We start from the raw sequence: 26791 nt of genomic DNA, 5'->3' as shown, positions 1-26791 counted from the left end.
TAATAAATTATCATTAGAAAATAGATTATTGATGACTTTATTATATTGACGAGAATATCAGACTTATTTTCATCTTGGTAAAAGTTTTGATATTAGTGAGGCTAATTGTTATCGTAATATTAAGTGAATTGAAGATATTTTAATTAAAAACTCTGATTTTCAACAACTTGCTGGTAAAAAAGCACTAATAAATGATTATTTTAATGATAAAACTATTATTATTGATGCTACCGAAACTCCAATCCAACGCCCAAAAAAAGACAAAAACAATCTTATTCTGGTAAAAAGAAAAAACACACGATCAAAACACAAGTAATTATCGAACAAGAAACCAAAAAAATTATTGCAACAAGTTTTTCGCTCGGAAAAAAACATGATTATGCTTTATTTAAAGAATCAAAAATCCCAATTTTAAAAAATACCAAATTAATAGTTGATAGTGGTTATCAAGGAATACAAAAAAATCACAATAATGTTCTAATACCTACAAAGAAAACAAAGAAAAACCCTTTAAACAAAGAACAAAAGCAATATAATAGACTAGTTTCAAAAATGAGAATTATTATTGAAAATATTTTTGCTATTCTTAAAAAATTTAAAATTATTACAGAAAAATATCGTAATCGAAGAAAAAGATTTGGTTTAAGATTTAATTTAATTGCCTCAATTTATAATTTACAATTATTATATTTAACATAAAATATTTATTTAAAATTAAATAATTTAAATAATAAATTAATTTTTCGTTGTGGAAAAATATTAAATTTTTAAATAAAAAACATAATTAATTAAAATTATATTTTTCTATTAGTATCTTTTTTACAAATATTTGCAATTTTTTAACAAGTAANNNNTGCAAGAAGTCTATTAAATAATTCTTGACGTGCTGTTGGATCTAAATTAGCAGCAGGTTCATCTAAAATTAATACTTTTGGATCAGCAATTAACGCTTGCGCTAATAAGACTTTTTTCTGGTTGTATGTATTATTTTGGGGTTTTATATGTATCTCAGAAATTGTGGAATAAAAATACCACTTACTTATTTAGATTGTATTACTTTTAATTTTATTGTCAATATATTTTTCTATTTTTTTTAAATTTTTCCACGACAAAAATACATGTTTATTAATTTTATCTAATAAATTAAATAATTTTAATAAACATATAAGTTTGTTTGTAAATTATTATTTACAAAATTATTAACTGAATAATTAATTCTATTTTCTTCTAATGGTTCATTAGTATTAAATAAATTAATTTTATTTTTAAAATTACTCATACTAGTATTTAATTTATTTTTAAGAGTTTTTTCATGATAAGTTGCTTTTTTAACCAAAACACCCTTACAGTAATGCGATATATCACCCTCAATATGACAACCAATATTATTTGATAATGACTGATTTTTAACACCATCTTCATTATTTTTAATTAATCTAATTGTCTCTTTTAATAATTTTATTTTTGTTTCTCTTATAAAAGATGTAGCACTTTCTAAGCAATTTAATAATTCTTCATATTTACCATCATAAAAATAACTAATAGCATCATTGTATGCTTTTTTATTTAATTTATTTTTATGTTGAAATGGAAATAAATCTTTAAATCTTTTTGTAAGGTGAAATTTGTCTATTGTGTAATGCACCTTATTTTTAGGAAAATATTCTTGAATAAATTTTGCAATATTTTTAATTCAAGGTGCACCATCTCCTAAAACCATAATTTCAATATTATCACTAATATCATAATAACTTGTAATTAATATAAGTAATTTATTAACAAAATTAGTTAATTTACCATCTTTTTTAATATATTCTGGTATATTATCTAATTCTATAACACCTAATTTATTTGCAATTACTGGTCTTTTTTCAGTTGATTTTTCATCATCAAAACCAGTATGAACAGTTGAAAAAATACTGTGTTTTTTTATTTTTTTCTTTTCTGTTTTCTTTTCATTTCACATTTTTAAATAAGTTCCATCAATTTGAATATACAAAGTATGTGGTATACTACAAAAATCACGAAAATGTTTGTGACTATCGTTTGATAATCCTGCAACAATAAAATTTGTAATAACATTTGGTCCAAGAAGATCACTATATGAATTAGAACGATATGAATTATAATCATAACCAATAATTGTTGGTAAAAATACCCCTTTATCATACATTGTTTTCATAATTTTATAAATTTGTTTTGAAGTATTACTTGTTAATTTACTTTCATCTATTTTATTTAAATTAAGTTTTGTTGATGAAGGTTTTGCTGATGAAACAATCAATGGTGTTCCAGAAGCTAATTCTTGATAAAATTGTCCTAAAATATTAATTCCTTTATCCGTATTATTAGAAAATTTAACTTTATTATTTCCTCTTTCCATTTCAGTAAATGGTTTTGGATTATAACCATCAAATTCTAAAACATTATTGTTAATTAATTTTGCTAATTTTGGATAACTAGTTGAATCTTTCTTGACTTCTGCTACAAACTGTTCTCAATTAATTTCTGTTGCCCCCGGATTTGCTGTTAAAGCATTTTGAATTGCAGTATCAATATTATTAACTAAACTAGTAACATTAAATGAACCAGCTGTATTAGCATCTAAACTAGAATTAATATTAAGTTGAAGTTTGTTATTATAATAACTTCAAGCTGGCCATCCAACAGGGTCAAGGATATTATGATATGTTTTAATAAGTTCAGAATTATTAAACTTGACGGGACTTTTTGTTAAGTCCGTTGTTTGCATTAAATATGCTGAAGACTTATCAGAAAATTTTGTTGAATTATAAATGAAGGGAATCATCGCCCCAATTACAGTTAAAAAACCAACTGTAAATAAGATTCCAATAACTCCTTTTGAATTTAATCCTAATGAGATTAAAATTCCAATTGTTGTCAAAAATAATTGTAAAATAAAACTTGTTAAAATCATAAAATTAATTTTACTTAAAATTACTTTTCCTAGTGCCGCTCCTTTTGGACCCATTCCTAATGAAATTAAAGGTGGTACTAATAAAATTATTACTGAATATACTAAACACAAAAATTGTAGTGCTAATCATTTTTCAATAATCATTCTTGTTCGTAAAATTGGAATTGATGAAAAAATTAATAATGTTCCATCATCAATTTCATCACGCACTAATTGTACAGCTTTAAATCCAATAAACATTGATGTTAAACCAAAATACAACATATATCAAATTCATGAATAAATACTAAATACTGATTTTGCTGTCTCACTATATTTCACCACTAGGATTATCCATCATTGTTGTCGACATTGAAATAGTAATAATTAATCCTACAACAAATGCCAACACAAACATAACATATGTTGATGGTGATTTTAACATTTTAATTAAAGTATAACGAAACATTTTTATTGAAAAAAATGAACTAATTTTTTTATTTAGATCTGTTTTTTTCTTAATGCTTGTTGTTTTTGTTGCCTCATTATGAGTCATATTTTTCCTCCTATTTGTTTTTATAAATAATTTCTAATTTTAGAAATTATAGAATAATTATAATAAAAAAAGGTTTTTGTTTCTTTTTTATATTAAATTTTTCAATCTTGCTTTGTTATTCTTTATCAAATAATTTCATTCCCCGTTCTTTTGCTTTTTCTTTTTTAATTTTTTTAATTGATGCTTTTATATGATCACGACGAATTTGTTTTTTTAACGCAGCAATCTCTTCTTTTCGTTTCTTTTTATAACCAGGTTTAACCTTTTTATTATTCTCTTTTGTTTTATAACGATGAATAATTTTGTTAATTTCATTATTGACTTGTTCTGAATTTTGTTTTTTTGGTTTACTAATTGCTAAATCAACATCGACTAATTCGTTCTGCTGATTTCATTTTTGATACTTGAAAGTAATTCCCTTTGCAATTAGTTGTTGAACTAGCGTTAAATTTTTTGTATCATACAAAGTATAACTATAACCAGTATAATTCGCCCGTCCGGTTCGACCACTACGATGAATATAATATTCGAGGTCAGTTGGTAAGTCGATTGAAATAACATGGCTTACGCCAACAAAATCAATTCCACGCGCAGCAATATCACTTGCAATAATATATTTATATTCTAAATTCCGAATTCGTTTTACAATTTGAGTTCGCAAACGTGGTTCTAACCCAGCATGCAATTGAGTTACCGAATAATTATGTTCTAATAATAAATCATAATATTTATTAATTTCTTCTTTTTTATTAACAAAAATTAAACATAAATAGGGATCAAACGTATTCAAAAGTTTTAATAAAACAGTGCTTCGTTCTTGGTGCTTCGTTGGAATTAAAATATGCGTAATATTTTGGTTTGTTGTTTGATTTGCATTTAAATCTAAGTAATGCGGATTATTTAAATATTTAATTAAAAATGGTTTTAGTTCTTCTGGAATTGTTGCTGAAAAAACAGAAACTTGAACATTAGAATTAACCTTGCTTAACAAATAATCAACATTTTCAATAAAACCTAAATTAAAAATCATATCACATTCATCAACAATAAATGTTGTTAACTTTCCTAATTTTAAACTTTGCTGATCAAACAAATCCTTTAACCGTGTTGGTGTCACAACCATAATGTGTGGTTGACTTCGCGTTAACTGTTCTACTTGGCGGTTAATATCTTCTCCACCAACAAAACAATTAACTTGTAATGCTGGTTGAAACGTTTTAAAAAAACGAATGTTATCATAAATTTGTTTTGCTAACTCCCGCGTTGGTGTCACAATGATTGCTTGAATGCTTGGTTGGTCATAATTTAAATTATTTAAAATTGGTAAACAAAAAGCAAAAGTTTTACCCGTCCCCGTATGGGCTTTACAAATAACATTTTGATGTTTTAATAACAATGGAATAACTTTTTCTTGGACCATTGTTGGTTCTGTAAAATTTAATTGTTCTAACCCTAAATTTAAAAAGCGTTTTAAACCTAGTTTATTAAAATTACTCATTGTCAGCACCCTCTTAATATCAAAATTATAACATAAATAAAAAATGAAATTATTGCTAATTTCATTATTTAATCTGCTATTTTCCAACAGCAATATTTAATTTTTTGGCTGGAGGTTTTTTATTATATTTGGTTTTAAAAAGTTCTTTTTCTTTATTAAAAGCAGCTTGCGCTTGATCTAATGAATTAGTTCAATATTCTTTTGTTTTCGCTAACGTGGTTGCTTGTTCTTTTCCTTTTTTAACAGCTTTCCCCATTTTTGTTAATGCTTTTTTAGCATGAGTTTTTGTTTTTTTAAGATTTTTTCGAACATCTAAATATTCAAGTGAATAAGGGCGAGTCATTGCTTTAGTCATTTTTGCAGTTACATAAAAACCAACAAGACTTAAAACTGGGATGGCAACTAATAAGACAACAACAATACTTCCCGTTACTGTTGCAAAATTTGTTCCAATTTCAAGTTCATAATCTGCTGGTCACTGAATAATACCATTTACAACACTTCCTGGTTGTTTTAATCATTCCATTAAGTCTATCGCTTGACCATTAACAGTAACATAATTAGAATACCCTCAAGTAAAAGTCCCACTTGATGCTAATCGCATTACTTCCCCAAGACCTAATTCAGTAATTAATTGATAACCATTCCCATCAAATGATTTAATATCATTAATATTAATAGGTAGTTCTTTCCCTTCTCAATAATAACCATTATAATGAACAGCTAAAAAAGCTAATGCTAGAACTAAAATAAGTAAAACAATAGTTCAAATTAAAGCAATACTTCATTTTGCAAATGTTTTCATAATTCAACCTCTTTCCCCTTATTTAAGTTTATTATAGTCCTAATTATCTAAAATTCTTAATTTTATTTTTCTATTTTTTAATAAAACAGTAAAAATATTAATAAAAACTTTAAATAAAACAATAACTAGTAAAACTAGTTATTGTTCCTATCTCTCTTTATTTTCTCTTATTTTTTTAATGCCATTTTTCCCCCTGTTGTTTTTTTTGCACTTGTTTTTTTAGCACCCTTGCTTTTTGCTGCTGCTTTTTTTGCGGGATTCCCATTTCCAATTGCTTCTAATTTTTCATTTGCCACTTTATGATTTTTTGCTTCAATTGCTTTTCGCTGTGCTGTTGATTTTCCTAATCTCTCTGCAATTAATCTTTCTGCAGTAATTGCGGTTGTAATTGCCGAACCATCTTTGGCACGATAATCTGCAGCAGTTTTAGTATAAACATCTCCAACTGAACGATCGATTGATCTTTTCATCGCTGGAGTTGAATCTACTACTGCTTGTTCTTTAATAAATATTCATTTTTCTTCCACACCATTTTTTAATACAGGCTTTTTAGGCGTTGATGCCTTGCTAGTAGTTTTCACAGTTTTTGAAGTTGTCATACTCAATCTCCTTTCATATAATGCTTTTAGCGCTATATATTTAATTAAATTATTTTTATCCTAAAGTATTACTATTTTAAGATAAATGTAATATTTTAAGGAAAATCATACTCTTTACCTTAAAATAGACTATATAATTATATCAAATTTAAGTTAATTAATAAATACCTTTAACAGATTATTTTAAAATGATGAGACTAACATTTTTTAGTTGTGTTATCATATAGATAGATAAAATGGATGGTGAAAAAATGAAAGTTGTCAAAGTAACACCACGCGGATACTGCCTTGGTGTTGTTAAATCAATTAAATGAGCAAAAGAAGCGGCAGTAAAGTATGCCGGACGGGAAATTTATATGTTAGGTTACTTAGTCCATAACCGCCATGTTATTGAAGAAATTGTTAACTTAGGTGTCATCCCCGTTAATGACTTTAAACTCAACCGCTTAGAATTAATTAAAACACTACCAGATAATGCTGTTGTCATTTTAAGTGCTCATGGCAGTGATGATCGAATTAAAGATATTGCGGCAGTGAAAAACATTACGCTTGTTGATACCGAATGTGAATGAGTGACAGTAACGAAAGATTTAATTAAAGAATATTTACAAAAAGACGATTATCAAATTATCTTTATCGGAAAACACTTTCATCCAGAAACAAATGCAATGTTAGCAATTAGTCCCACCATTAAACTTGTCACAACCGAAGAAGAAGTTGATGCAATTCTGCTTGACCTTGATCCAAATAAAAAAATCTTAATTACTAACCAAACCACCTTATCAAAAATTGATATTGAAGCAATTGTTGAAAAAATTAAAAGGTTAGTTCCGAATGAAATTACTTTTAAAAATGATTTATGTAACGCGACATTGGAGCGCCAAAATGCAGTTTTAAGTTTAGATCCAACCAATATTGATCTTTTATTAGTGGTTGGTGATGAACGCAGTAGTAACACTTTAAAATTAGTTGAAATGGGAGAACAAATTGGCATTAAATCATATCGTATTAATGATAAAAATGATATTAACCGTGATTGATTAACAAACAAAAGCGCTGTTGCTGTTACTGCTGGTGCTTCAACACCAAGTATTATTCAATTAGAAGTAATTCGTTTTTTAGAAAACATCTAAAAAATAAAGCGAATTTCGCTTTATTTTTATTATCTTAAAATTATATATTAAATTTCTCAAACTGAAGTTCAAAATTTCATGAAGTTCAACCAGTATAAAAATTGCATTATTTGTTACAAAATGAAAATCAAAATTTCAAATCCAATATCGCCCTAAAGTAAAACGAGTTTTAGCAGCATTCAATTCTAAATTATGATTTTGACTTAAATCTCCTAAAGAAAAAATATTCAAACCTGGTAAATCCTTTGCTTCATCCGATGCTTTAAAATCATTAGATAAAATGTGTAAAATCTTTATATAATCATACTGTGATAAAGCTAAAATTTTAGCAAACGTTGTATCGTTAAGATGAAGCACCGCTGAATTTTTATTTGATTCAATTTGAAAATATTTAAAAAAAACAGCTATTAAATTTCCAAATTGGGTTAATTTATTTGTTAAACCTTCCTCTGTAATTTCAACTTGGACTTTTAACGGATGGTCACCACTAATAATAGCGCCTGATAATGGTAAACCAGCAACAATTATTTTTCCTAAATCAATATTAAAAGTTGCTAAGTTTAAATTATTATGACCAGTATTAAAAACATTAACAAATGAACGATAAAATTGAACAAAATGTTCTGGGGTAATTTGCTCTGGTTGATAACCTTCACCAGTTCAATTATACGTCGCTGTATCTGCTCTGACAACAGCTTCGCCATTTGTTTTATCATTAATTGCACTAGTTAATAAAGTTAATAATGGAATTGCTGAATTATATTTAATATTATCAACAAAATCTTTTAAAGTCGCATCATCTGTCAGAACTTTTTTTAATTTTGTAAAAATAATATTATCTAAGTCCGTAAAATTAGTTGTATAATTAACATTAAAATCATCATAAATTGATTTAAAATCATTATTCTTGTCAATTTGAAATGTTCCTTCTTTATTAAAGAAATCAACAATTACTTTTGAAATTTTACTAATAACTCCCGTTAAAACTTTTTTCATTACAATTGGATTATCAGTAATAATATATTGCATTGAATACTCAGAAGATGATGTTAATGTTTTAAAATTAACTTCAAATTTAAAATTAAAATCAATGCGTACAGTATGCACATCTTCAATCGCTGGATCAGAAATAGCTGCTAATTGGTTAACATCAATAAAACTCAAACTATATGTTGAGCTATTAGGAACTATCTCTAATGGGGGTGTTTTTAAATAATAATTTGAATAATCACTAATAATTGCATTATTAATGTTATTAAAACTTGCCATAAAACCAGCCATTAGAATTGATAAAGCTGGTTTAACGTTTTCATCGGTTGGAGACAATGGAACCTTTTGGTTGTTTTTATCGACCATTGTGTATAAATTACTAAATTGGTTTTGATATTCCGTACTATCAATAATGTTTTTAGCGCGAATATAATCTAAAAAAGCATTTGAAGCACGTTGTGAAATTTTGTTTAAAATCTCTGCATCTTTCGCAGCTCCAATATTTGGGTCTTCTTCTGCTAATTGCAAATGTTGACATCCAACAATTGTACTAACACTTGTTGTTGTCAAAGCAGAAATTCCTAGCAATGCTAATAGTTTTTTTATATTTAATAGACATCTCCTTTTTTAAAATTGCCACATTAATTCTAACCTAAAATATCGCTAAAACTTGCCAAATGTTTCAATATTTTGGAAAATTAAAAAATATTACTAACGATAGTTAATAATATTTTTAATATGATAAACAGTAACTGGCAAAGTTGGAAATTTCCGTTTTAAATAACCCGCAAAAGCAGGACTAAAAAAGTCTTCCATATAGTGGTTAAAACAAACAACGGAAAGTTGCTTCTCATTTGCTAACACTCACTGGTCTCATTTTACTTCTCCAGTAATAAAAAGATCAACTTCATTATCTAATTTAGCAATAACATCCCCACCAGCACCAGCAGCTAAAGCAATTGTTGTTATTGGTTGGTGATAATTTGTTAAATTATGTTGCACTACTGCAATGTTAAAAATTGTTTTCAACTTTGTAATAACTTCATCAACAGTTAATGTCACATAACCAATTTTAGTAAAAGAATCTTTTGCAAATGAAATAATTTTTTGCGCATCTAGTTCTTGCAAAATTAATTCATTCATTAGACTTCTTGCGATACCCTTTTTTATTAAAATATTATTATAAAATATAATTTATGAGGACATAAAAATATGAACAATAATAAATTTAATACTCTTAATGATAGAGAATGGTTAAGATTAACAGGAATAAAAAAATCCACTTTTAATAAAATGTTAGATATTTTAAAAGTTGCTGAAATAGAAAAATTTAAAAAAGGTGGTAAAACTAATAAATTATCATTAGAAAATAGATTATTGATGACTTTATTATATTGACGAGAATATCAGACTTATTTTCATCTTGGTAAAAGTTTTGATATTAGTGAGGCTAATTGTTATCGTAATATTAAGTGAATTGAAGATATTTTAATTAAAAACTCTGATTTTCAACAACTTGCTGGTAAAAAAGCACTAATAAATGATTATTTTAATGATAAAACTATTATTATTGATGCTACCGAAACTCCAATCCAACGCCCAAAAAAAGACAAAAACAATCTTATTCTGGTAAAAAGAAAAAACACACGATCAAAACACAAGTAATTATCGAACAAGAAACCAAAAAAATTATTGCAACAAGTTTTTCGCTCGGAAAAAAACATGATTATGCTTTATTTAAAGAATCAAAAATCCCAATTTTAAAAAATACCAAATTAATAGTTGATAGTGGTTATCAAGGAATACAAAAAAATCACAATAATGTTCTAATACCTACAAAGAAAACAAAGAAAAACCCTTTAAACAAAGAACAAAAGCAATATAATAGACTAGTTTCAAAAATGAGAATTATTATTGAAAATATTTTTGCTATTCTTAAAAAATTTAAAATTATTACAGAAAAATATCGTAATCGAAGAAAAAGATTTGGTTTAAGATTTAATTTAATTGCCTCAATTTATAATTTACAATTATTATATTTAACATAAAATATTTATTTAAAATTAAATAATTTAAATAATAAATTAATTTTTCGTTGTGGAAAAATATTAAATTTTTAAATAAAAAACATAATTAATTAAAATTATATTTTTCTATTAGTATCTTTTTTACAAATATTTGCAATTTTTTAACAAGTAATGCAAGAAGTCTATTAAACCATCATAGTTAGTATGAACCGCATAAACCGAAATTTGATGTTCTTTTAACCGTTTTAAAATTTCTTGTTTATACTTAATTTGTGCTCATACTTTTTTCTTATTAAAACAAAACGGATGATGCGTAATAATCACATTTGCTTTTTGGGCAATGGCTTCATCAATCACTTCTGTTGTTAAATCTAAACTAACAAAAACTTGCGTTATTTCATTATGTTTAAATTCCCATTGAAAACCGCTATAATCTCACTTCGCTGTTGTTTTTAACGGAAAATTAGTTTCAATTTCTTGATATAATTTTTTAATTAACATTAAATCACCTTATTTATCATTTTTAATTTTGCTCTAATTTCTTGATAACGTTTTGTTTTGACTGGAATTTTATTTAATAATGTTTGATAATAATCGTTTTTTAATAATCATTTTTCTTGAAAAAGTTTAGTTTGTTCTTTTCGCAATACTGGCCCGAACAGAATGTCTCTTTTGTTTTTAACTTTTTGCCCAGCAACTTTATTAATAACAATAATTTCATAAATAATTTCATTTTCTTTAATTAAAAGTTCTTTTTCAATAAAATATTTTTTTGCTTTAACTCATTGTCGTAAAATAGTTGGGTCATCATTTGAACACAAAATATAACGATCAATTAAATCTGAATCATTTTGTAAAATTTCAAGGATACTAGCACTACCTAATCCCGAAATAATACATGAATCAATTTTAATATTGGCAAGTCCATGCAAACCATTTGCTAAAATTGGGGTAATAATTTCACCAACTTGATATTTAGCAATATTTTTTTTTGCTTGTGCTAATGGTTTTTCTGCAATGTCACAAGCATAGGCTTTGGTAATTAAATTTCCTTTTGCCAAATAAATTGGAATCATTGCATGATCAGTTCCAATATCACAAATAACGTCTTTATCATTAACTTGCTTTGCAATTAATAATAAGCGTTCTGATAATCTATCCATGGTTTAAACACCTATCCTTTAAAAAAGTCTTTTAATACTTTTGCTTTTGAATTAGCTTGGTTTGGTTTAAATTTACGAATTGTTTTTGCCTCAATTTGACGAATACGCTCACGAGTAACCTTAAACTCTTTTCCCACTTCTTCTAAGGTTTTTGGCGAATCGTATTTCGACAAATGTTTATCAATTAGTTTATTTTTTCGACTTTGAACCTTTTCAATTGGTGTGTCATAATGAATATCTAACGCTTTTACTGTTTGCACCAATTCTGGAAAAGTTTCATCTTCACATTCCTTTGCCAATCTTAAAACAGTTCTTAATTTTGTTGGTAAAATTCCAAATCTCATTCTAATTACTTTCTCTTCACGTGCTGATAAAATCTCATGAAAAACTTCATCAATTACTTCTCGTAATGATTCTTTCTCAGCATATTCATCAGGAGTAAAAATATCTTTGTCATCAACAAAGTCACCAAAATGAGTGTCATCTTCATCTCCAATTGGCTTTTCTAATGAAACTGGTTCAATTGATAAGCGCTTAATTTCACGCACTTTTTCACCAGTCATTCCCTGCCCCATTCTTTCAGCAATCTCATTAAAACTTGGTTCACGACCTAATTCTTGCGTTAACTGACGCTCAATTCTTGTTAATTTATTAATTGTTTCAACCATATGCACTGGAATTCGAATTGTTCGTGCCTGATCAGCAATTGCTCGTGTAATTGCTTGTCGAATTCATCATGTTGCATATGTTGAAAACTTAAATCCACGTGTATAGTCAAATTTATCAACCGCTTTCATTAAACCAATATTTCCTTCTTCAATTAAATCAGAAAAATCTAACCCCCGGTTTAAATGCTTACGAGCAACCGATACAACTAACTTTAAGTTTGAAGTAATCAACTTTTCACGTCCATAACGTTTTTCTTCGGGATCTGTTGCCTCCAGCATTTTAGCATATTTAATTTCTTCTTCACGGGTAAGAATTTTACTTGTTCCTAAAACATTAAAGTATGCTTTAATAATATCTTGAATTTTAGTTTCATTTGAAATTCCGCCAACTTTGTAGCGCAACTTATCCTCACTTTGTTTTTTTCCTGGTTTAATTACTTCTTCGACTTCTTCGACTTCTTCTAAATTTACATCGCTAAATTCAACCCCATTAGCAACTAATTCTTCAAAGTACTCGTCAACATCATTATCATCAATTTCAAAATGATCATTAATTAAAGTAATTAATTTTTCTTGTTCAATTTCATTGTTATTTTCTTCTAAAAATTTATTAATATAATCTTTAAATTCATCAAAAGTTTTTATTTCTCTGATGTCTTTTTTTGATAATCCCATTCTCTCTACCCCTTTTTAAACTTTAAACGTTGGTTCATCTTATCAATTTCCATTGAAATGGTTTGTTGTTCAATCAGATTATTTGCTTTTTCTAGTTTATTTCATAGCATTGCAATCTCTTTTTCATTGGCAAAATCATCAATTAGCAGCGCATAGTCTTCTAATTCTTTCTTATTATATTTAATTTTAATCGTTGATTTATCAATAATGTCCATTAACATCTTCTTTAAATCCGGATCATTTATTTCTTCACATAACATATTAATATTAACATTTTCTGCCCCTAAATGTCTATTATAATACATAATTATATCATTTGCTAGCAGTCGATAACTATTAAAATTCAAATATACGATTTTTGTCTGATAAAAATCAACGGCCTTTCGCGACACAAGTAATTGTAATAACATGTTTTGCTCTGCTAACATATAACGTTTTAAACTTTTAATTTTATATTTTGTTTTTTTAATGGCCTTAGAATCTTTAACAATTTCGGATGTTGACTTTTGTGCGGCCTTTGCAACTTCGGGGACAACAACTGGTGAAGGTGAGTCTAATGTTGAAGCATTTGTAATTGGTTTATAATACACTTTAATTTGGGTAATTTTTGTTTGAATTGTTTCACTTGAAATTCCCGTAATTCTTACCAAATTATTAATTGCTAGTTCTTGTTCTAAGGGATTGGGGCTTGCTTTAATTAAAGTTCCAACAACATTGATAAATTCTTCTAATTCATTTGCTTCTTCTAAATTAAATTTATTTTTAAAATAATCCAGTGCAAAATTAATTGGATGCATTGCATGGGTTAACATTGTCTGAATTAATTCTCCCTGACCACTATTGACCAATTCATCGGGGTCTTGCTGTGTTTCGTTTAAAACAATTTTTACTTTTAAATTATTAACTAATAATTTTGCTGCAACTTTTAAACTAGCATTAATTCCTGCTTGATCACCATCTAAAAAGACTAAGCATTCACCTGTTAACTTCTTAATTTCCTTAATATGATAATCACTTAAATTTGTCCCCATTAATGCAACGGTATTTTTAAGATCTAATTTATCTAAACTAATAACATCCATATATCCTTCTAACAAAATTAAATTATTTTGTTGGCGAATAAATGGTTTTGCTCGTTGAATATTATACATTAATTGTTCTTTTTTAAAGACTTTTGTTTCTGGGGTATTTAAATACTTCGCAACGTTGTCATCTTGCCCAATCACACGCCCCGAAAATCCAATAATATAACTATCCTCATTTTTAATTGGAAACATAACTCGATTATTAAAATAATCATAAACTTTCTCATTTTTAATCGTAATTAATCCGGTTTGTTGAATATCATTAATGCTATAGCCTTTTTTAATTAAAAAATGATATAAATGATCAAAACCACTTTCAGCATAACCAATATTAAATAACTCAATCGCTTGTTCATCAATTTTTCTTGTTGCTAAATATTCTTTTGCCGCATGAGCCTTTTTTGTTGCTAAGTTATTGCTAAAATAAGCTTGTGCTAAAGCATTAATTTCAAAAATTAATTTATCAGTTTCATCATATTTTGCTTTTTCTTGATAAGTTGTTAACTCATCTAAGGAAATATTAGTCATTCCTGCAACTTTTTTTAAAGCTTCAATAAAACTAATATTTTCATATTCTTGTAAAAAAGTAAAAACATTGCCACCAGCTGAACAAGCAAAACAACGATAAATTTGTTTTTCTGGTGAAATGCTCATTGAAGGATGTGAATCTTGATGGAAAGGACAAACAGCTCAATAATTTCGTCCCCGTTTTTCCAACGATAAATACTCTGACATTACTGTAACAATATTTACTTTTGACCGAATTAAATCAATCTTTTCATTACTAATTAATGCCATACCTTCCTCCTCCTTTTAATTATTTATTTTAATAATGCTTGAAAATGCTCTTCTAAATTAGCAATAGCAATTCGTTCTTGCACCATTGTATCACGATTACGAACAGTAACCTTTTGGTCTTCTAATGATTCAAAGTCAAAAGTAACACAAAATGGTGTTCCAATTGCATCTTGGCGACGATAACGTTTTCCAATGTTTCCCGTTTCATCATAGGTACATTGGAATTGATTTAATAATTTTTCATACAATTGATAAGCTACTTCATTTAATTGTTTACTTAATGGAATAACAGCAAGTTGATATGGTGCTAACAACGGACTTAATTTTAAAACAATTCGTGAATCATTATCACCAACTTGTTCAACATGATAAGCATCATATAAGATTGCTAACATTAAACGCCCAACCCCAACTGATGGTTCAATAACATGGGGTAAAATTTTTTCGTTTGTTTCTTGGTTTAAATAACTTAAATCTTGTTTACTCGTTATGCTATGTTGACGCAAATCAAAATCACCACGATCAGCAATCCCTCATAATTCACCTGTTCCAAATGGAAACTTATATTCAACATCAATTGTGTGTTTAGCATAATGGGCTAATTCATTGGCTTCATGGTTACAAAAAAGATAATTCTTAGGATTTAAATTAATCAAATTTAAAAATTTAGTAACTTCTTTAACTCAATATTCAAATCAATCTGTTTCTTCATTTGGATCATAAAAAAATTCTAACTCCATTTGTTCAAATTCACGTGTTCGAAAAATAAAATTTCCCGGTGTAATTTCATTTCGAAATGACTTTCCAATTTGGCCAATTCCAAATGGCAATTTTTTTCGCAATGAACGTTGAACATTTTTAAAATTAACAAAAATTCCTTGTGCTGTTTCTGGTCGTAAATAAACAATTGATTTTTCATCTTCTAACACACCCTGATTCGTCTTAAACATTAATTCAAACTGACGAATATCAGTAAAATCATACGCTCCACAATTTGGGCACACCAAATTCTTTTCTTCAATAAATGTTTTTAATTGTTCATTACTTCATCCCCCACAATTAAGGTCAGGATAATTATCTTCAATTAGTTTATCTGCTCGCATACGGGTTTTACATTTTCTACAATCTAATAATGGATCAGCAAAATTCCCTAAATGACCCGAAGCCTTTCACACATTATTGTTCATTAAAATTGCACTATCAAGACCAACATTATATTTCGATTTTGTAATAAAATGTTGCCATCATAAACTTTTTAAATTTCGTTCTAATTCAACACCTAATGGACCAAAATCTCAACTATTTGCTAAACCCCCATAAATTTCACTTCCTTGAAAAACAAAGCCTTGTGCTTTTAAATGATTAACAACTTCTTCTAATGTATATTGCATTAAATATAACTCCTTTTTATTTCTCTACCCTCAATTATACTATGTTATTATTTAAAATAAATTGATTTTTTCTGCATTTCATAAATACTATAAGAAAAAATCCCAACTTTCATTAAATAATACTCACATAGCATTTTAAATAAAATAATCATTTCTTTAACATTAATTTTGTTATGAAAATAAAAATTATCTAATGACGTTGTACTAAACATTTTTACTAATTCAATTGAAAAAAGATAATCTGTTGGTAAATAACAATTTTTACAAATATATCCTTCTTCAATAAAACTAATTGTTTTAATATTATGTTTTCCCCCACAACGTTTACACATCGTTAGATTTCATTGTAATCCATACCATTTTAAAACTTGTAACATGAAAACAATCACAACACTTAAGTTATCTTCTCAAGCAACTAAATTATCTAATGCTGTTGCTAATAAATCATATAGTTTTAAATCAGCAGAACGTTCTTCAACAGCTTGTTCGGTAATTTCACAAAGCAATGTCCCTAGTAAATAATCATCATAATTTTGTGTTAATTTAATTCGTGTTATTAACAAATTTCCTGTTTTTAACTTACTTAATTTATTTGCTTGATATGATAAAAATATTTCAAATGCACTAGTTGCTAACCATTGCACCGCATATTGATTTTTCGAAGTAATTTTTCGAACACCCGGAGCAAAAAAAGCTAACTTACCTAATTCTTTGGTAAAAACCGTTATAATTTCACTGTCATCATCGTAACTTTGCTTATTAATAACAATTCCAGTAACTTTTGTTGTCATTATTGCTTAATAACTTTCTTTGTTATATCCTAAACGAGCAATCATTGATGGTTTATCACGTCATTTTTCAACCACTTTAACAAATAACTCTAAAAATATTTTTGTTCCTAAAATTTGTTCTAACTCTAAACGAGCTTGCGTCCCAATTTCTTTGATTAACCGTCCATTTTTACCAATCACAATGCCTTTTTGTGAATCGCGCTCAACACAAATTGAAGCCATAATTTTTAATAATGTTGGTTGTTCTTCAATCTTGTCAATTAAAATTGCCACACTATGTGGAATTTCATCTTCTGTTAAAAGTAAAATTTTTTCGCGAATAATTTCACGAATTAAGAACTTTTCTGGTTGGTCAGTTAACATATCATCAGGATAATATTGTGGTCCTTCTGTTAGATGATCTTTTAATAATGTTAATAACTGCGGAACATTTTCGTGTTTTAATGCTGAAATTGGGATTACAGCAGTAAAATTATGAACTTTTTCTCATTCAGCAATTTTAACCATTAATTCCCCTTTTGAAACTAAATCAATCTTAGTAACAACTAAAACAATTGGAACACCTCGTTCTTGGAGTGCTTTAATAATATAACGATCATTATCACCAATATGTTCATTTACAGGCGCTAAAAATAAAATAACATCAGCTGCTTTTGTTGTTGATAAAGCAACTTTATTCATAAATTTACCCATTTCATGATGTGCTTTATGAATTCCTGGCGTATCCATAAACACAATTTGCGCTTCATTGTCATTATAAATTCCTTGAATTCGATTACGCGTTGTTTGGGCTTTGGCGGTAACAATTGCTACTTTATTATTTAAAATTGTGTTTAATAATGTTGACTTTCCAACATTTGGACGGCCAATAATTGCCACAAACCCTGATTTAATTGTCATTTTTATCACCTCGTAATTAACTTAATTATAAAGGAAAATAAGATAAAAGCTCATTATTTTAAAATTCAAATGCAATTTGATCATCTAATGATAAGCCTTTTAAAATTCCAAGTTCTTCAAAAGACTCTAAATGTGCTTTTGTAATATTTGTTCGTTTTTGTAAATCAGCAATTGATAAAAATGGTTTTTCTTTCCGAGCATTAATAATGCTATCACCAACAGCGCCTCCCAAACCATCAATCGCTGAAAATGGTGGTAGAATAATTTTTTCATGATTATCATTTTCAACAACGGTAAAATTTTTATTCATACTTGTTTTTAAATCAATATTACTCATTTTAATCCCGCGGGCATACATTTCTAAAGCAATTTCATAAACCGGTATTAAATCCTTTTCTTTTTGTGATGGTTTATTTGGCGCATTAAAATCCTTATTATCTAAACGAACTTGAATATCACGTAAAACTTGTTTAATTGTTTCTGCTCCTTTTAAAATTGTTTTAATATCAAAAACATCAGTTCTCGTTGAAAAGAATGTTGCGTAATATTCAACTGGATAATTTATTTTAAATCATGCCACGCGTCATGCCATTAAAACATACGCTGTCGCATGCGCTTTTGGAAACATATATTTAATCTTATTACATGAATCAATGTATCATTGTTCAACATTATTTTCACGCATTAATTGTTCATGTTCTGGGGTTAAGCCCTTTCCTTTTCGGACATCTTCCATAATTTTAAAAGCACTTTGTGCTGGTAAGCCCTTATAAATTAAATTAACCATAATATCATCACGACACCCAATAACATCAGAAATTCGAATATTCTGGTTTCGAATTAAATCTTGGGCATTCCCAATTCAAACATCAGTTCCATGTGATAACCCTGAAATTTGGACTAAATCAGCAAAAGATGTTGGTTTAGTATCTAATAACATTTTCCGAACAAAAAAAGTTCCAAACTCTGGAATCCCAATAGCCCCCGTTTTCTCACCATTAATATCGTCTGGTTTAATGTTTAAAACATCTAAACTACGAAAAAGACTTAACACTTTTTCATCATTAGTTGGAATTGTTTTTGGGTCAATTCCCGTTAAATCCTCTAACATTCGTAAAGCGGTCGGATCAACATGTGCTAAAATATCTAATTTTAAAACATTATCATGAATCGCATGGAAATCAAAGTGTGTTGTTAATCAATTTGACTTAATATCATCAGCAGGAAAATTAACCGGCGTAAATTCTTCGACTTGATATTCTTTTGGGATAACAACAATCCCTCCCGGGTGTTGTCCCGTTGTTCGTTTCACACCTTCACAGCCTTTTGCAATTCGTTCTAATTCAGCACGTCGTTTTAAATGTAAGGTATTCTTATTTTCAAAATAACCCTTCACATATCCATAAGCAGTCTTTTCTGCCACCGTTGAAATTGTTCCGGCACGATAAACATTTCGCTCTCCAAACATTTCTTTCGTAAAATCATGGGCATTTGGTTGATATTCACCCGAAAAGTTTAAATCAATGTCCGGAACTTTGTCTGCTTCAAATCCTAAGAATGTTTCAAAAGGAATATCATGACCATCACCTTTTAATGGATGTTGACATTTTGGGCAATTACGTGGTGGCAAATCATAACCACATTTTACAGACCCATCAACAATGAACTCGCTATAAGTACAATTTGAACACAAATAATGTGGTTGTAATGGATTAACTTCTGTAATATTACTCATCGTGGCAACAAAACTACTTCCAACACTTCCTCGTGAACCAACTAAATAACCATCTTGTAATGACTTGTCAACTAATTTATGGGCAATTCAATAAATAACAGCAAAACCATGCTTAATAATCGCACTTAATTCTCGTTCTAATCGTTTTGCCACAATTTCGGATAATGGATTACCATAAATCTTATAAGCATTCTGATAACACAACGCTTCTAAAAGTTCATCACTACCATCAATTTTGGGAGTATATAATTTATCTTTAATAATTTCAACTTTTTCAATTTGATTGGCAATAAGACTTGGATTTGTAACAACAATTTCTTGAATTAATTCGTCATCATTTAAAAATTTAAATTCATTTAACATTTCAGGTGTTGTTCGTAAAAATTGGTCCGGATAATCAGTTACCCGTTGTTTATAATCATACAATGGATGTGGTCGCCCCCCAATTCCTTTTGCATTAATATAAACCTCACGAAAAATTTTATCTTCTGGATTAAGATAATGAACATCACCTGTGGCAACAACTGGTTTATTTAATTTTTTCGCGGTATAAATAATGTCCTTAATAACTGTTAATAATCGTTCTTCTGATAAATCACCCATTTGAACTAAATGTTTATAAACACTTGGTGGTTGAATTTCAATATAATCATAAAAACTAATCACTTCGGTTAACTCACTAAGATCTTTATTCCGAGCTACTTCAAAAACATCACCATTAACACATGATGAACCAATTAATAAATTAGCACGATGTTCATTAATTACACTACGTAATAATTTTGGTGACGAATAGAAATAAGTTGTATGTGCGGCGGTAATTAATTTAAATAAATCCAATAATCCCAGTTGATTTTTAGTAAGAATTGTCATATGTTTTGGACGGAGCTTTTTATAAACAGCAGCATCATGAATTTGATCAATATCATCATCAAATTCAACCCCATAAACATTAATCATTTTTCGTAATTGATGTTCATAAACATCGGTTAAAACAATAGCATCATAATCCCCACGGTGCGCTACTTCTTCATTATAAATAACATTATAGCACCGAGCAATTGTTCCCAAACGATAGTTTTTTAAATGTGGTTCTAAAATCCTTGAGATTTGTAAAGTATCAATAACAGTATTATTGATCTTAGAACGTCCGGCTTTTTCTAACCATGATTGAATAAAACCTAAGTCAAATTCAGCATTATGGGCAATTAAAATCGCATCTTTAAAATACTCTAAAATTTGGTCAATTGATTCCGTAAAAGTTGGTTTATCCGCCAATAATTCATCCGTAATTCCTGTTAGCTCTGTTATAAAAGAAGATAACTTAATTGTTGGTTTAAATAAGTGGTTAATAATTTTACGTTCCCCACTAATCCCATCCATAATAACTGCTCCAAACTCAATAATCTCATCATAACTACTACTTAGACCAGTTGTCTCTAAGTCAAAAATAACATATTTTGCTGTCCGTAAATCATAATGATGAGGATTTTTAACGTACCAAACTTTGTCATCAAGTACATCTGCTTCGACTCCATAAATAACTTTAATATTTGGATATTTCTTATTAAGATTATAAATTTCAGGATACGCTTGCACATTTAAATGATCAGTAAAAGCAATTGCCGAATGATCCCAATGTTGTAAGGTTTTAAAAAGCGCTGGAAGATCAATCACCCCATCCATTGTACTCATTTTAGTATGTAAATGTAATTCAACGCGCTTTTCAGCAGCATTGTCTTCCCGATATAAGTCTTCGCGATCTAAACGGGCAATTTTTTTAATAAAAAGCATTTGTTCATTAGCATAAGTATCATAACGAATGTCCCCAAAAATACTAACTCATTCATCAATTTTTAATTCTTCAAAAAAATCATCTGCTTGTTCAGTTCGCGTAAAAAACTTCCCAGCAATAGTATCACTATAATCAGTTACTGTGATTGTATAAATAAATTTTTTAGTTGAAATGAATTGGCGATCTTTATTAACAATTTTTCCATAAATTGTTATATTAGGAGCATCTTGGTCAATATCAGTGATTCGTTCATAACTTACTTGCCCGATTTTCCCTTTAACATAATTACTAGTCCCATTTCGCAATTGTTTTGTTGAAATTGCTGGTTTTAATGTTAAACTTTCATTTTTTTGTTGATTTTCTTGGTATTTTATCAATTCTTGCTCATTAAGCTCTAAAATATTATTTTCTTGTAAATCAACAATTAAATCTAATCGTAAATTATTAAAACCATAACGACATAATTTGTTTTCATAATAATGATAATGTTCACTAACAAGTTTTTTTTCACTATCGGAATGAACAATAATTTTTAAAATATTATCTGCTAAAGTAAACCGAGATGGTGGTAATTTACTAAAAAAACTATTTTTTAATTCTGATTTATTAAAACGAATATATTCTAAATAAGAAAAAATTGTTTCTAATTGATAATTTTCATTTCGTACGCGAAATGAAACTTTTGTTGGCAACGTTGCATTTGCTAATAAAGTTGTTTCTAATTTTAATAAGACATCAGTTGGTAAGAAATCATTGATTTCAATAATAACACGAAAAAACGACTCGCTTGTACTATACTCACTTTTAATGATTTTTGCATCAGCAAAATAATTATCCGTAAATTCTAAATTATTAGTTGTAAATAGTTTTATCAATTGTTGATCCATTTGCCATCCCTCATCTATTCTTCATTTCTAAAAAAAGACATCTTTAATTGTTATTCCAATAAATAATAAAATAAAGAGTACTGCCCCCGTGACATTAATAATAATCTTTGCCTTATGTGGGAGTTGTCAATTTTGTTCTTTTGTTTGATATTCTTCTAATAATAACTTTTGCTGTTCTGGATTGTGACGATGTTTTCAAATTTGAAAACGCCCTTTAAGCCGTTTTCCCCCACCAACAATTCCTTCAACTAGGGTTTCTAAGAATTTGTATCCATCCAATGGTGGAATTGGAATTAAATTTAAAACAAATAAGTTTGCTGATAACATTGCAACATACATAAAAAATAATGCTGGTCCTTCCGTTAAAATTGAAGAAACTGTTTTAGCAATACCAACTGGTCCTGATAACTGCCCTCATTGACCAGTAAATAATAACCCAAATGACTTTAAAATTGTCACTGATTCAGTAAACGTTTCACGTCAACCATAGCCATAAGCCTGTGCTGTTGAAACAAACTGACGATCAGGTGCCCGAATTCCAACCGTATAAGTATTACCCGTTATTTTTAATTCAGCTGGTTCAGTTTGAAACAAATGATTGTTTTGACCAGTTGTCACTTCTTTTTTATTATTTACCCAAACAAAATCTAACGTAATAAAATTGGTACGTTGTTGGGCATCACTTTGATCATATTGTTTTTTTAAATTATTAATAAAATTATAAACCGTTGTTTGATAATTTGGAATATTATGAACAGTTCCAATATGACTAACTAAAATCTTATGTGTTTTATTATATCCTTCATCATCTTTACCATCACGATAATAATTTTTATGGGCCACTTTAAGAGTAGCTTGGTCTGGACCTAATCAATAATTTAAAATAACAATATCCTGGCTAATCGGAACTTTTCTTGTTGATAACGCATTATATGCTGCTCCTCCAACATCATATTTTGCCCCCCAATATGTCATATCTGATGGTTTGAGATTTAAAGCGGCAAAAGTTGTTGTAAAAATGAAAACAGCAATAAAAAAATTCATTAAAGCTCCCGCCACAATAAAAATTAACCGTTTTCATTTCGCAATGTTTTCCATTTTTCGTTCTTTTGGAACTTCCTCTTCTTCACGCCCTTTCGGAGCATCAACTAATTCACTAGCAATATACACATAGCCACCAAAAGGAAAAATTCGAATTGAATAACGCGTTTCTTTTTTCCCTCAAGAAAAAATCTTTGGACCAAATCCAATTGCAAATTCATAAACATATGCTCCTGATAATTTTGCAATAACAAAATGAGCAAATTCATGAACTGTAACTAGCATTAATAAAATTATAATTCCAATTACAAATCCTAAAACTATCATTCCCGCCGACATTTACTGACTAACTCCTAACTGTACCTTTTCATAACATTATTTTTTGGAAAAATAATTAATAATTTCTCTTTTAATAGTATCATTTAATTGTTTTATTTGTTGATAATTAGATAGTTTTTGTGGCTTAATTTTATCCATAAAAAATTCAATATAATCAACAATTTGATAAAATTTAATTTTTCCAGCTAAAAATAACAACCGCAACTGTTCATTTGCAGTATGAAAAGCAACAGCCAAAGCATTATTTTTATTTAAACAACGATAAGCCAATGTTAAAGCTTTTCACCGTGATAAATCTGCTTTTTGAAATGTCAAAGTAATTAGATCGTTAAAATCCAGTGGTTTTAATAAATTATTTTTTTTCCGTAGCGGATAATAAAAAAAATAATTTAAAACTTGAATCATTGATGGCAGTGATAATTGCGCTAGAATTGAATAATCTTCATATTGCACAGCCGAATGTAAGATTGATTGAGGGTGTATCACAACGGTAATGTTTTTTGTTTTAAATAAATGATATACTTCAATAATTTCAAAAGCTTTATTAACCATTGTTGAAGAATCAATTGTAATGTTTTGACCCATTTGCCAATTCGGATGACACAACGCTTGGCTTTCATCAATCATTGTTAATTCCGTTAATGTTTTTTCCGCAAACATTCCTCCCGAAGCAGTTAAAATAATTTCTTGCACTGGATTCTTTTGTTCTAAACATTGAAAAATCGCACAATGTTCAGAATCAATTGGAAACAATTGGTTTTGATGTTCTTCCAATAATTTATTAATTAAATCGCCCGCTAAAACTAATGATTCTTTATTTGCCAATAATAAGGTGCGATTATATCCTTCTAATGTTTGTAAAGTTGGGTATAACCCAGCAAACCCCCCAATGGCATTAAGAACCATTGCTGTTCGAAAGGTTGTTAAGATTTGGTCAAAACCTGCTTCTCCTATAACAAAAGTAATTGTTGGATACTTAACAGCAAAAACTGTTTGTTCTGTTGCATTAGCAACATGAACCATCGTGATTGTTGGAAATGTTTCTAGCATTTTATCAAGAACAGCAACATTGTGATAAACACTAACTACTCTTAAGGTAAAATCATTTGGATTAGTTTTTATAATTTGTAAGGCTTGTTGGCCAATACTTCCTGAAGCCCCAAAAATAATAAGTTCTCGCATCATTAATTAACGTTGTAATGCCACATTTGAAATAATAAACATTATAAAAAAGACTAATGAAAATGAATCCAAACGATCAAGAACACCACCATGACCAGGTAATAAATTACTAAAATCTTTAATATCATAACGCCGTTTAATTCATGAAAATGATAAATCACCTAATTGTGATAGAATACTTAACATAAAAGCTAATAAAACATAAATAACATAACGCATTACATTTTTGGCATTATCATTTGAAAAGAAATTAAAAACTCAATTTTTTTCATTTCCAAAATTAAACATTAAAACAGCATAGGCAATCGCAATTCCAGCCGCCATAATTGTTCCTGTTGCAGCCCCTTCTCAAGTTTTGTTTGGCGAAACATTTGGTGCTAGTTTGTGTTTTCCATAACTAACCCCACCCACAAAGGCAAAAGTATCAGTTAAAATAATAATTAACACTAATCAAACAACGCTACTTCAACCATAATTAGGATTTAACATAAATTTATTCATTGCTTTAAAAGCAAAAATTAAATATAATGTAAAAATTAAAACTAACGTCATTTTACCAAAAGTAATTTCTTTTGAACTAAAAACTAAACAATAATATACTAAAATTGCACATAAATAAATGACAAAAATAATTCATGGTTTTAATCAATTTCAATTTAATAAAGTATAAAACGGATAATTAATGGCCCCAATCCCACCATAATTGTCCGTAACAGATTCAACTGGAAATAAAAATAAAAACAGCATAAATAAGTAAGTAATAACTTGGGTATAAATTGGTCACTTTGTTCCCCCTACTAACCGCAGAATTTCGTAGTTAACTAATCCCAAAATCACAGCGTTAATACTAATAAAAACATAATTGGCAACTTCAATATGAGCAACTTTGCCTTGTCATTCTGTAGCAATTGCACCAGTAAATAAATATAATACCAAAAAAATTAATAAAACATAAAAGGTAATATGGCGTGCAACATATTTTTTTTGAAACATTCCTTTTTTTTGTTCCGTTTTGCTTGTTTCGGTAATATTATTACCATTTTTATCCAACGGTACGTTTGTTTCATCAACAAGAACATTATCTTGCTTATTATTCATCACTTTTTACCCCTCCAAATCTTCTATTTCTATTATTATAATCTAATATTGCTGTTAACAAAGCATTTTCATCAAATTCTGATCAAAATTTATCAGTAAAATATAATTCAGCATAACGATTTTGTAATAGTAAAAAATTACTTAAGCGTTGTTCACCACCACAGCGAATCATTAAATCAACAGCTGGTAAATCTTTGGTATATAAATAATTAAACAAAGTTTTTTCATCAATTTCAGATAATTGTGCTGTTAACATTTCGTTAATAGCAGTAACAATTTCTTCAACCGCCCCATAATCAAAGGCAAAGGTTAATACTAAACCGCTATTATGCTTTGTCTGATTAATAGCTTCATTAATTGCTGCTAACGTTTTTGCTGGCATTTTGGTTTTACGACCAATATGGTTTAAAACAATATTTTCATTTTTAAAATTATTTACTTCTTTATTATTTAATAACCGCCCTGGCATTTCCATTAAATACGCAACCTCACTTTTACTACGCTTTCAATTTTCTGTTGAAAAACAATAAAGTGTTAAATATTTAACTCCTAACATATTTGCTTTTAAAGCAACTTCTTTAATTCGTTTTGCTCCTTCTTCATGGCCAGCTGTTCGCTTTAAACCTTGTTTTGTTGCTCAACGACCATTTCCATCTAAAATAATTGCAATATGTTGTGGCACATTCATATTCTTTGTTCCTTCTTTCTTGTCTTATTT

The 26791-nt window shown here is 28.2% G+C and carries 23 protein-coding genes and 1 pseudogene; 4 read left to right on the top strand and 20 right to left on the bottom strand.

Translation table 4 applies throughout. From position 1 onward, the window contains the following. Together TS70_RS01950 and TS70_RS01945 are read left to right on the top strand one after the other, a co-directional pair. The coding region (locus TS70_RS01950) for a transposase family protein (protein WP_198049252.1) at positions 1-316 on the top strand (316 nt) is incomplete at its 5' end. Next, positions 301-699 (top strand): transposase family protein, encoded by a 399-nt coding sequence (locus TS70_RS01945; RefSeq protein WP_242441474.1) that lies wholly within the window; start codon positions 301-303, stop codon positions 697-699. The genes TS70_RS01950 and TS70_RS01945, both read left to right, overlap by 16 nt. Positions 700-860: 161 nt before the next feature. Here TS70_RS01945 and TS70_RS08815 read toward each other — a convergent pair. The 6 genes and pseudogenes from TS70_RS08815 to TS70_RS01920 all read right to left on the bottom strand — a co-directional run. Continuing rightward, a pseudogene (locus tag TS70_RS08815) lies at positions 861-974 on the bottom strand (ABC transporter ATP-binding protein); the annotation flags it as partial. A gap of 179 nt (positions 975-1153) precedes the next feature. Beyond that, a complete protein-coding gene (locus TS70_RS01940) occupies positions 1154-3262 on the bottom strand; it encodes an Mbov_0401 family ICE element transposase-like protein (RefSeq protein WP_198049251.1) in 2109 nt (702 codons plus the stop codon). Then, the gene (locus TS70_RS01935) at positions 3249-3473 is read right to left on the bottom strand and encodes a hypothetical protein (protein ID WP_198049250.1); all 225 of its coding nucleotides are present in this window, start codon (positions 3471-3473) and stop codon (positions 3249-3251) included. Before TS70_RS01935 ends, TS70_RS01940 begins: the two co-directional genes overlap by 14 nt. A gap of 115 nt (positions 3474-3588) precedes the next feature. Then, positions 3589-4971 (bottom strand): DEAD/DEAH box helicase, encoded by a 1383-nt coding sequence (locus TS70_RS01930; protein WP_040094029.1) that lies wholly within the window; start codon positions 4969-4971, stop codon positions 3589-3591. Between the two features lie 76 nt (positions 4972-5047). Next, entirely contained in the window at positions 5048-5776 is a 729-nt protein-coding gene (locus TS70_RS01925; protein ID WP_198049249.1) for a hypothetical protein, read from the bottom strand. Positions 5777-5943: 167 nt separating this feature from the next. Next, on the bottom strand, positions 5944-6375 hold the full coding sequence (locus tag TS70_RS01920; protein WP_198049248.1) for a hypothetical protein: 432 nt from the start codon (positions 6373-6375) through the stop codon (positions 5944-5946). 251 nt (positions 6376-6626) lie between these two features. Here TS70_RS01920 and ispH point away from each other — a divergent pair, with 251 nt between their 5' ends. Further along, positions 6627-7508 carry a 4-hydroxy-3-methylbut-2-enyl diphosphate reductase gene (gene ispH, locus TS70_RS01915; protein WP_127092796.1) on the top strand — a complete coding sequence of 294 codons (882 nt, stop codon included), beginning with the start codon at positions 6627-6629 and terminating at the stop codon, positions 7506-7508. Here the strand turns inward: ispH and TS70_RS01910 are convergent. Both TS70_RS01910 and TS70_RS08360 read right to left on the bottom strand, forming a co-directional pair. Further along, positions 7494-9068 (bottom strand): hypothetical protein, encoded by a 1575-nt coding sequence (locus tag TS70_RS01910; protein ID WP_232332314.1) that lies wholly within the window; start codon positions 9066-9068, stop codon positions 7494-7496. The genes ispH and TS70_RS01910 overlap by 15 nt on opposite strands. A 141-nt stretch (positions 9069-9209) precedes the next feature. After that, positions 9210-9641 carry a Nif3-like dinuclear metal center hexameric protein gene (locus tag TS70_RS08360; protein ID WP_198049247.1) on the bottom strand — a complete coding sequence of 144 codons (432 nt, stop codon included), beginning with the start codon at positions 9639-9641 and terminating at the stop codon, positions 9210-9212. A 69-nt stretch (positions 9642-9710) separates the two neighbouring features. On the opposite strand from TS70_RS08360, the gene TS70_RS01900 reads away from it, so the two are divergent. Continuing rightward, a protein-coding gene (locus tag TS70_RS01900) for an IS5 family transposase (RefSeq protein ID WP_105628856.1) occupies positions 9711-10546 on the top strand; the annotation gives its coding sequence in 2 pieces (ribosomal slippage) (positions 9711-10107 and positions 10107-10546; 837 coding nt in all). Positions 10547-10666: 120 nt separating this feature from the next. Here the strand turns inward: TS70_RS01900 and TS70_RS01895 are convergent. From TS70_RS01895 to uppS, 12 genes are read right to left on the bottom strand one after another with little or no spacing between them, the layout of a single operon-like run. Continuing rightward, positions 10667-11026: a Nif3-like dinuclear metal center hexameric protein gene (locus tag TS70_RS01895; protein ID WP_052443540.1), complete on the bottom strand. Its 360-nt coding sequence runs from the start codon at positions 11024-11026 to the stop codon at positions 10667-10669. Continuing rightward, positions 11026-11688 carry a tRNA (adenine(22)-N(1))-methyltransferase gene (locus TS70_RS01890; protein ID WP_040094153.1) on the bottom strand — a complete coding sequence of 221 codons (663 nt, stop codon included), beginning with the start codon at positions 11686-11688 and terminating at the stop codon, positions 11026-11028. Before TS70_RS01890 ends, TS70_RS01895 begins: the two co-directional genes overlap by 1 nt. An 11-nt stretch (positions 11689-11699) precedes the next feature. Then, complete coding sequence (locus TS70_RS01885; RefSeq protein WP_198049246.1) at positions 11700-13031, bottom strand: sigma-70 family RNA polymerase sigma factor; 1332 nt, start codon at positions 13029-13031, stop codon at positions 11700-11702. Between the two features lie 5 nt (positions 13032-13036). Further along, entirely contained in the window at positions 13037-14914 is a 1878-nt protein-coding gene (gene dnaG / locus TS70_RS01880) for a DNA primase (RefSeq protein WP_198049245.1), read from the bottom strand. 23 nt (positions 14915-14937) lie between these two features. Next, on the bottom strand, positions 14938-16305 hold the full coding sequence (locus TS70_RS01875) for a glycine--tRNA ligase (RefSeq protein ID WP_198049244.1): 1368 nt from the start codon (positions 16303-16305) through the stop codon (positions 14938-14940). Between the two features lie 47 nt (positions 16306-16352). After that, the gene (recO, locus tag TS70_RS01870) at positions 16353-17096 is read right to left on the bottom strand and encodes a DNA repair protein RecO (RefSeq protein ID WP_127092724.1); all 744 of its coding nucleotides are present in this window, start codon (positions 17094-17096) and stop codon (positions 16353-16355) included. Between the two features lie 6 nt (positions 17097-17102). Beyond that, the gene (gene era, locus TS70_RS01865; RefSeq protein WP_040094121.1) at positions 17103-17996 is read right to left on the bottom strand and encodes a GTPase Era; all 894 of its coding nucleotides are present in this window, start codon (positions 17994-17996) and stop codon (positions 17103-17105) included. Positions 17997-18054: 58 nt separating this feature from the next. Next, complete coding sequence (locus TS70_RS01860) at positions 18055-22413, bottom strand: PolC-type DNA polymerase III (protein ID WP_198049243.1); 4359 nt, start codon at positions 22411-22413, stop codon at positions 18055-18057. 27 nt (positions 22414-22440) lie between these two features. Continuing rightward, the gene (locus TS70_RS01855) at positions 22441-23793 is read right to left on the bottom strand and encodes a site-2 protease family protein (protein ID WP_198049242.1); all 1353 of its coding nucleotides are present in this window, start codon (positions 23791-23793) and stop codon (positions 22441-22443) included. Positions 23794-23829: 36 nt separating this feature from the next. Then, complete coding sequence (gene dxr, locus TS70_RS01850) at positions 23830-24978, bottom strand: 1-deoxy-D-xylulose-5-phosphate reductoisomerase (protein WP_308699442.1); 1149 nt, start codon at positions 24976-24978, stop codon at positions 23830-23832. Positions 24979-24981: 3 nt separating this feature from the next. Continuing rightward, entirely contained in the window at positions 24982-26073 is a 1092-nt protein-coding gene (locus tag TS70_RS08355; RefSeq protein ID WP_040094118.1) for a phosphatidate cytidylyltransferase, read from the bottom strand. Then, the gene (gene uppS, locus TS70_RS01840; protein WP_040094117.1) at positions 26066-26761 is read right to left on the bottom strand and encodes a polyprenyl diphosphate synthase; all 696 of its coding nucleotides are present in this window, start codon (positions 26759-26761) and stop codon (positions 26066-26068) included. The genes TS70_RS08355 and uppS overlap by 8 nt, the downstream gene beginning before the upstream one ends. Positions 26762-26791: the final 30 nt, after the last annotated feature.

It is taken from the genome of Spiroplasma sp. hyd1 (assembly GCF_016082235.1).
Classification (GTDB): domain Bacteria; phylum Bacillota_I; class Bacilli_A; order Mycoplasmatales; family Mycoplasmataceae; genus Spiroplasma; species Spiroplasma poulsonii.
Note: the sequence above shows the minus strand (reverse complement) of the source record. Positions and strands in the feature narration are given on the sequence as shown.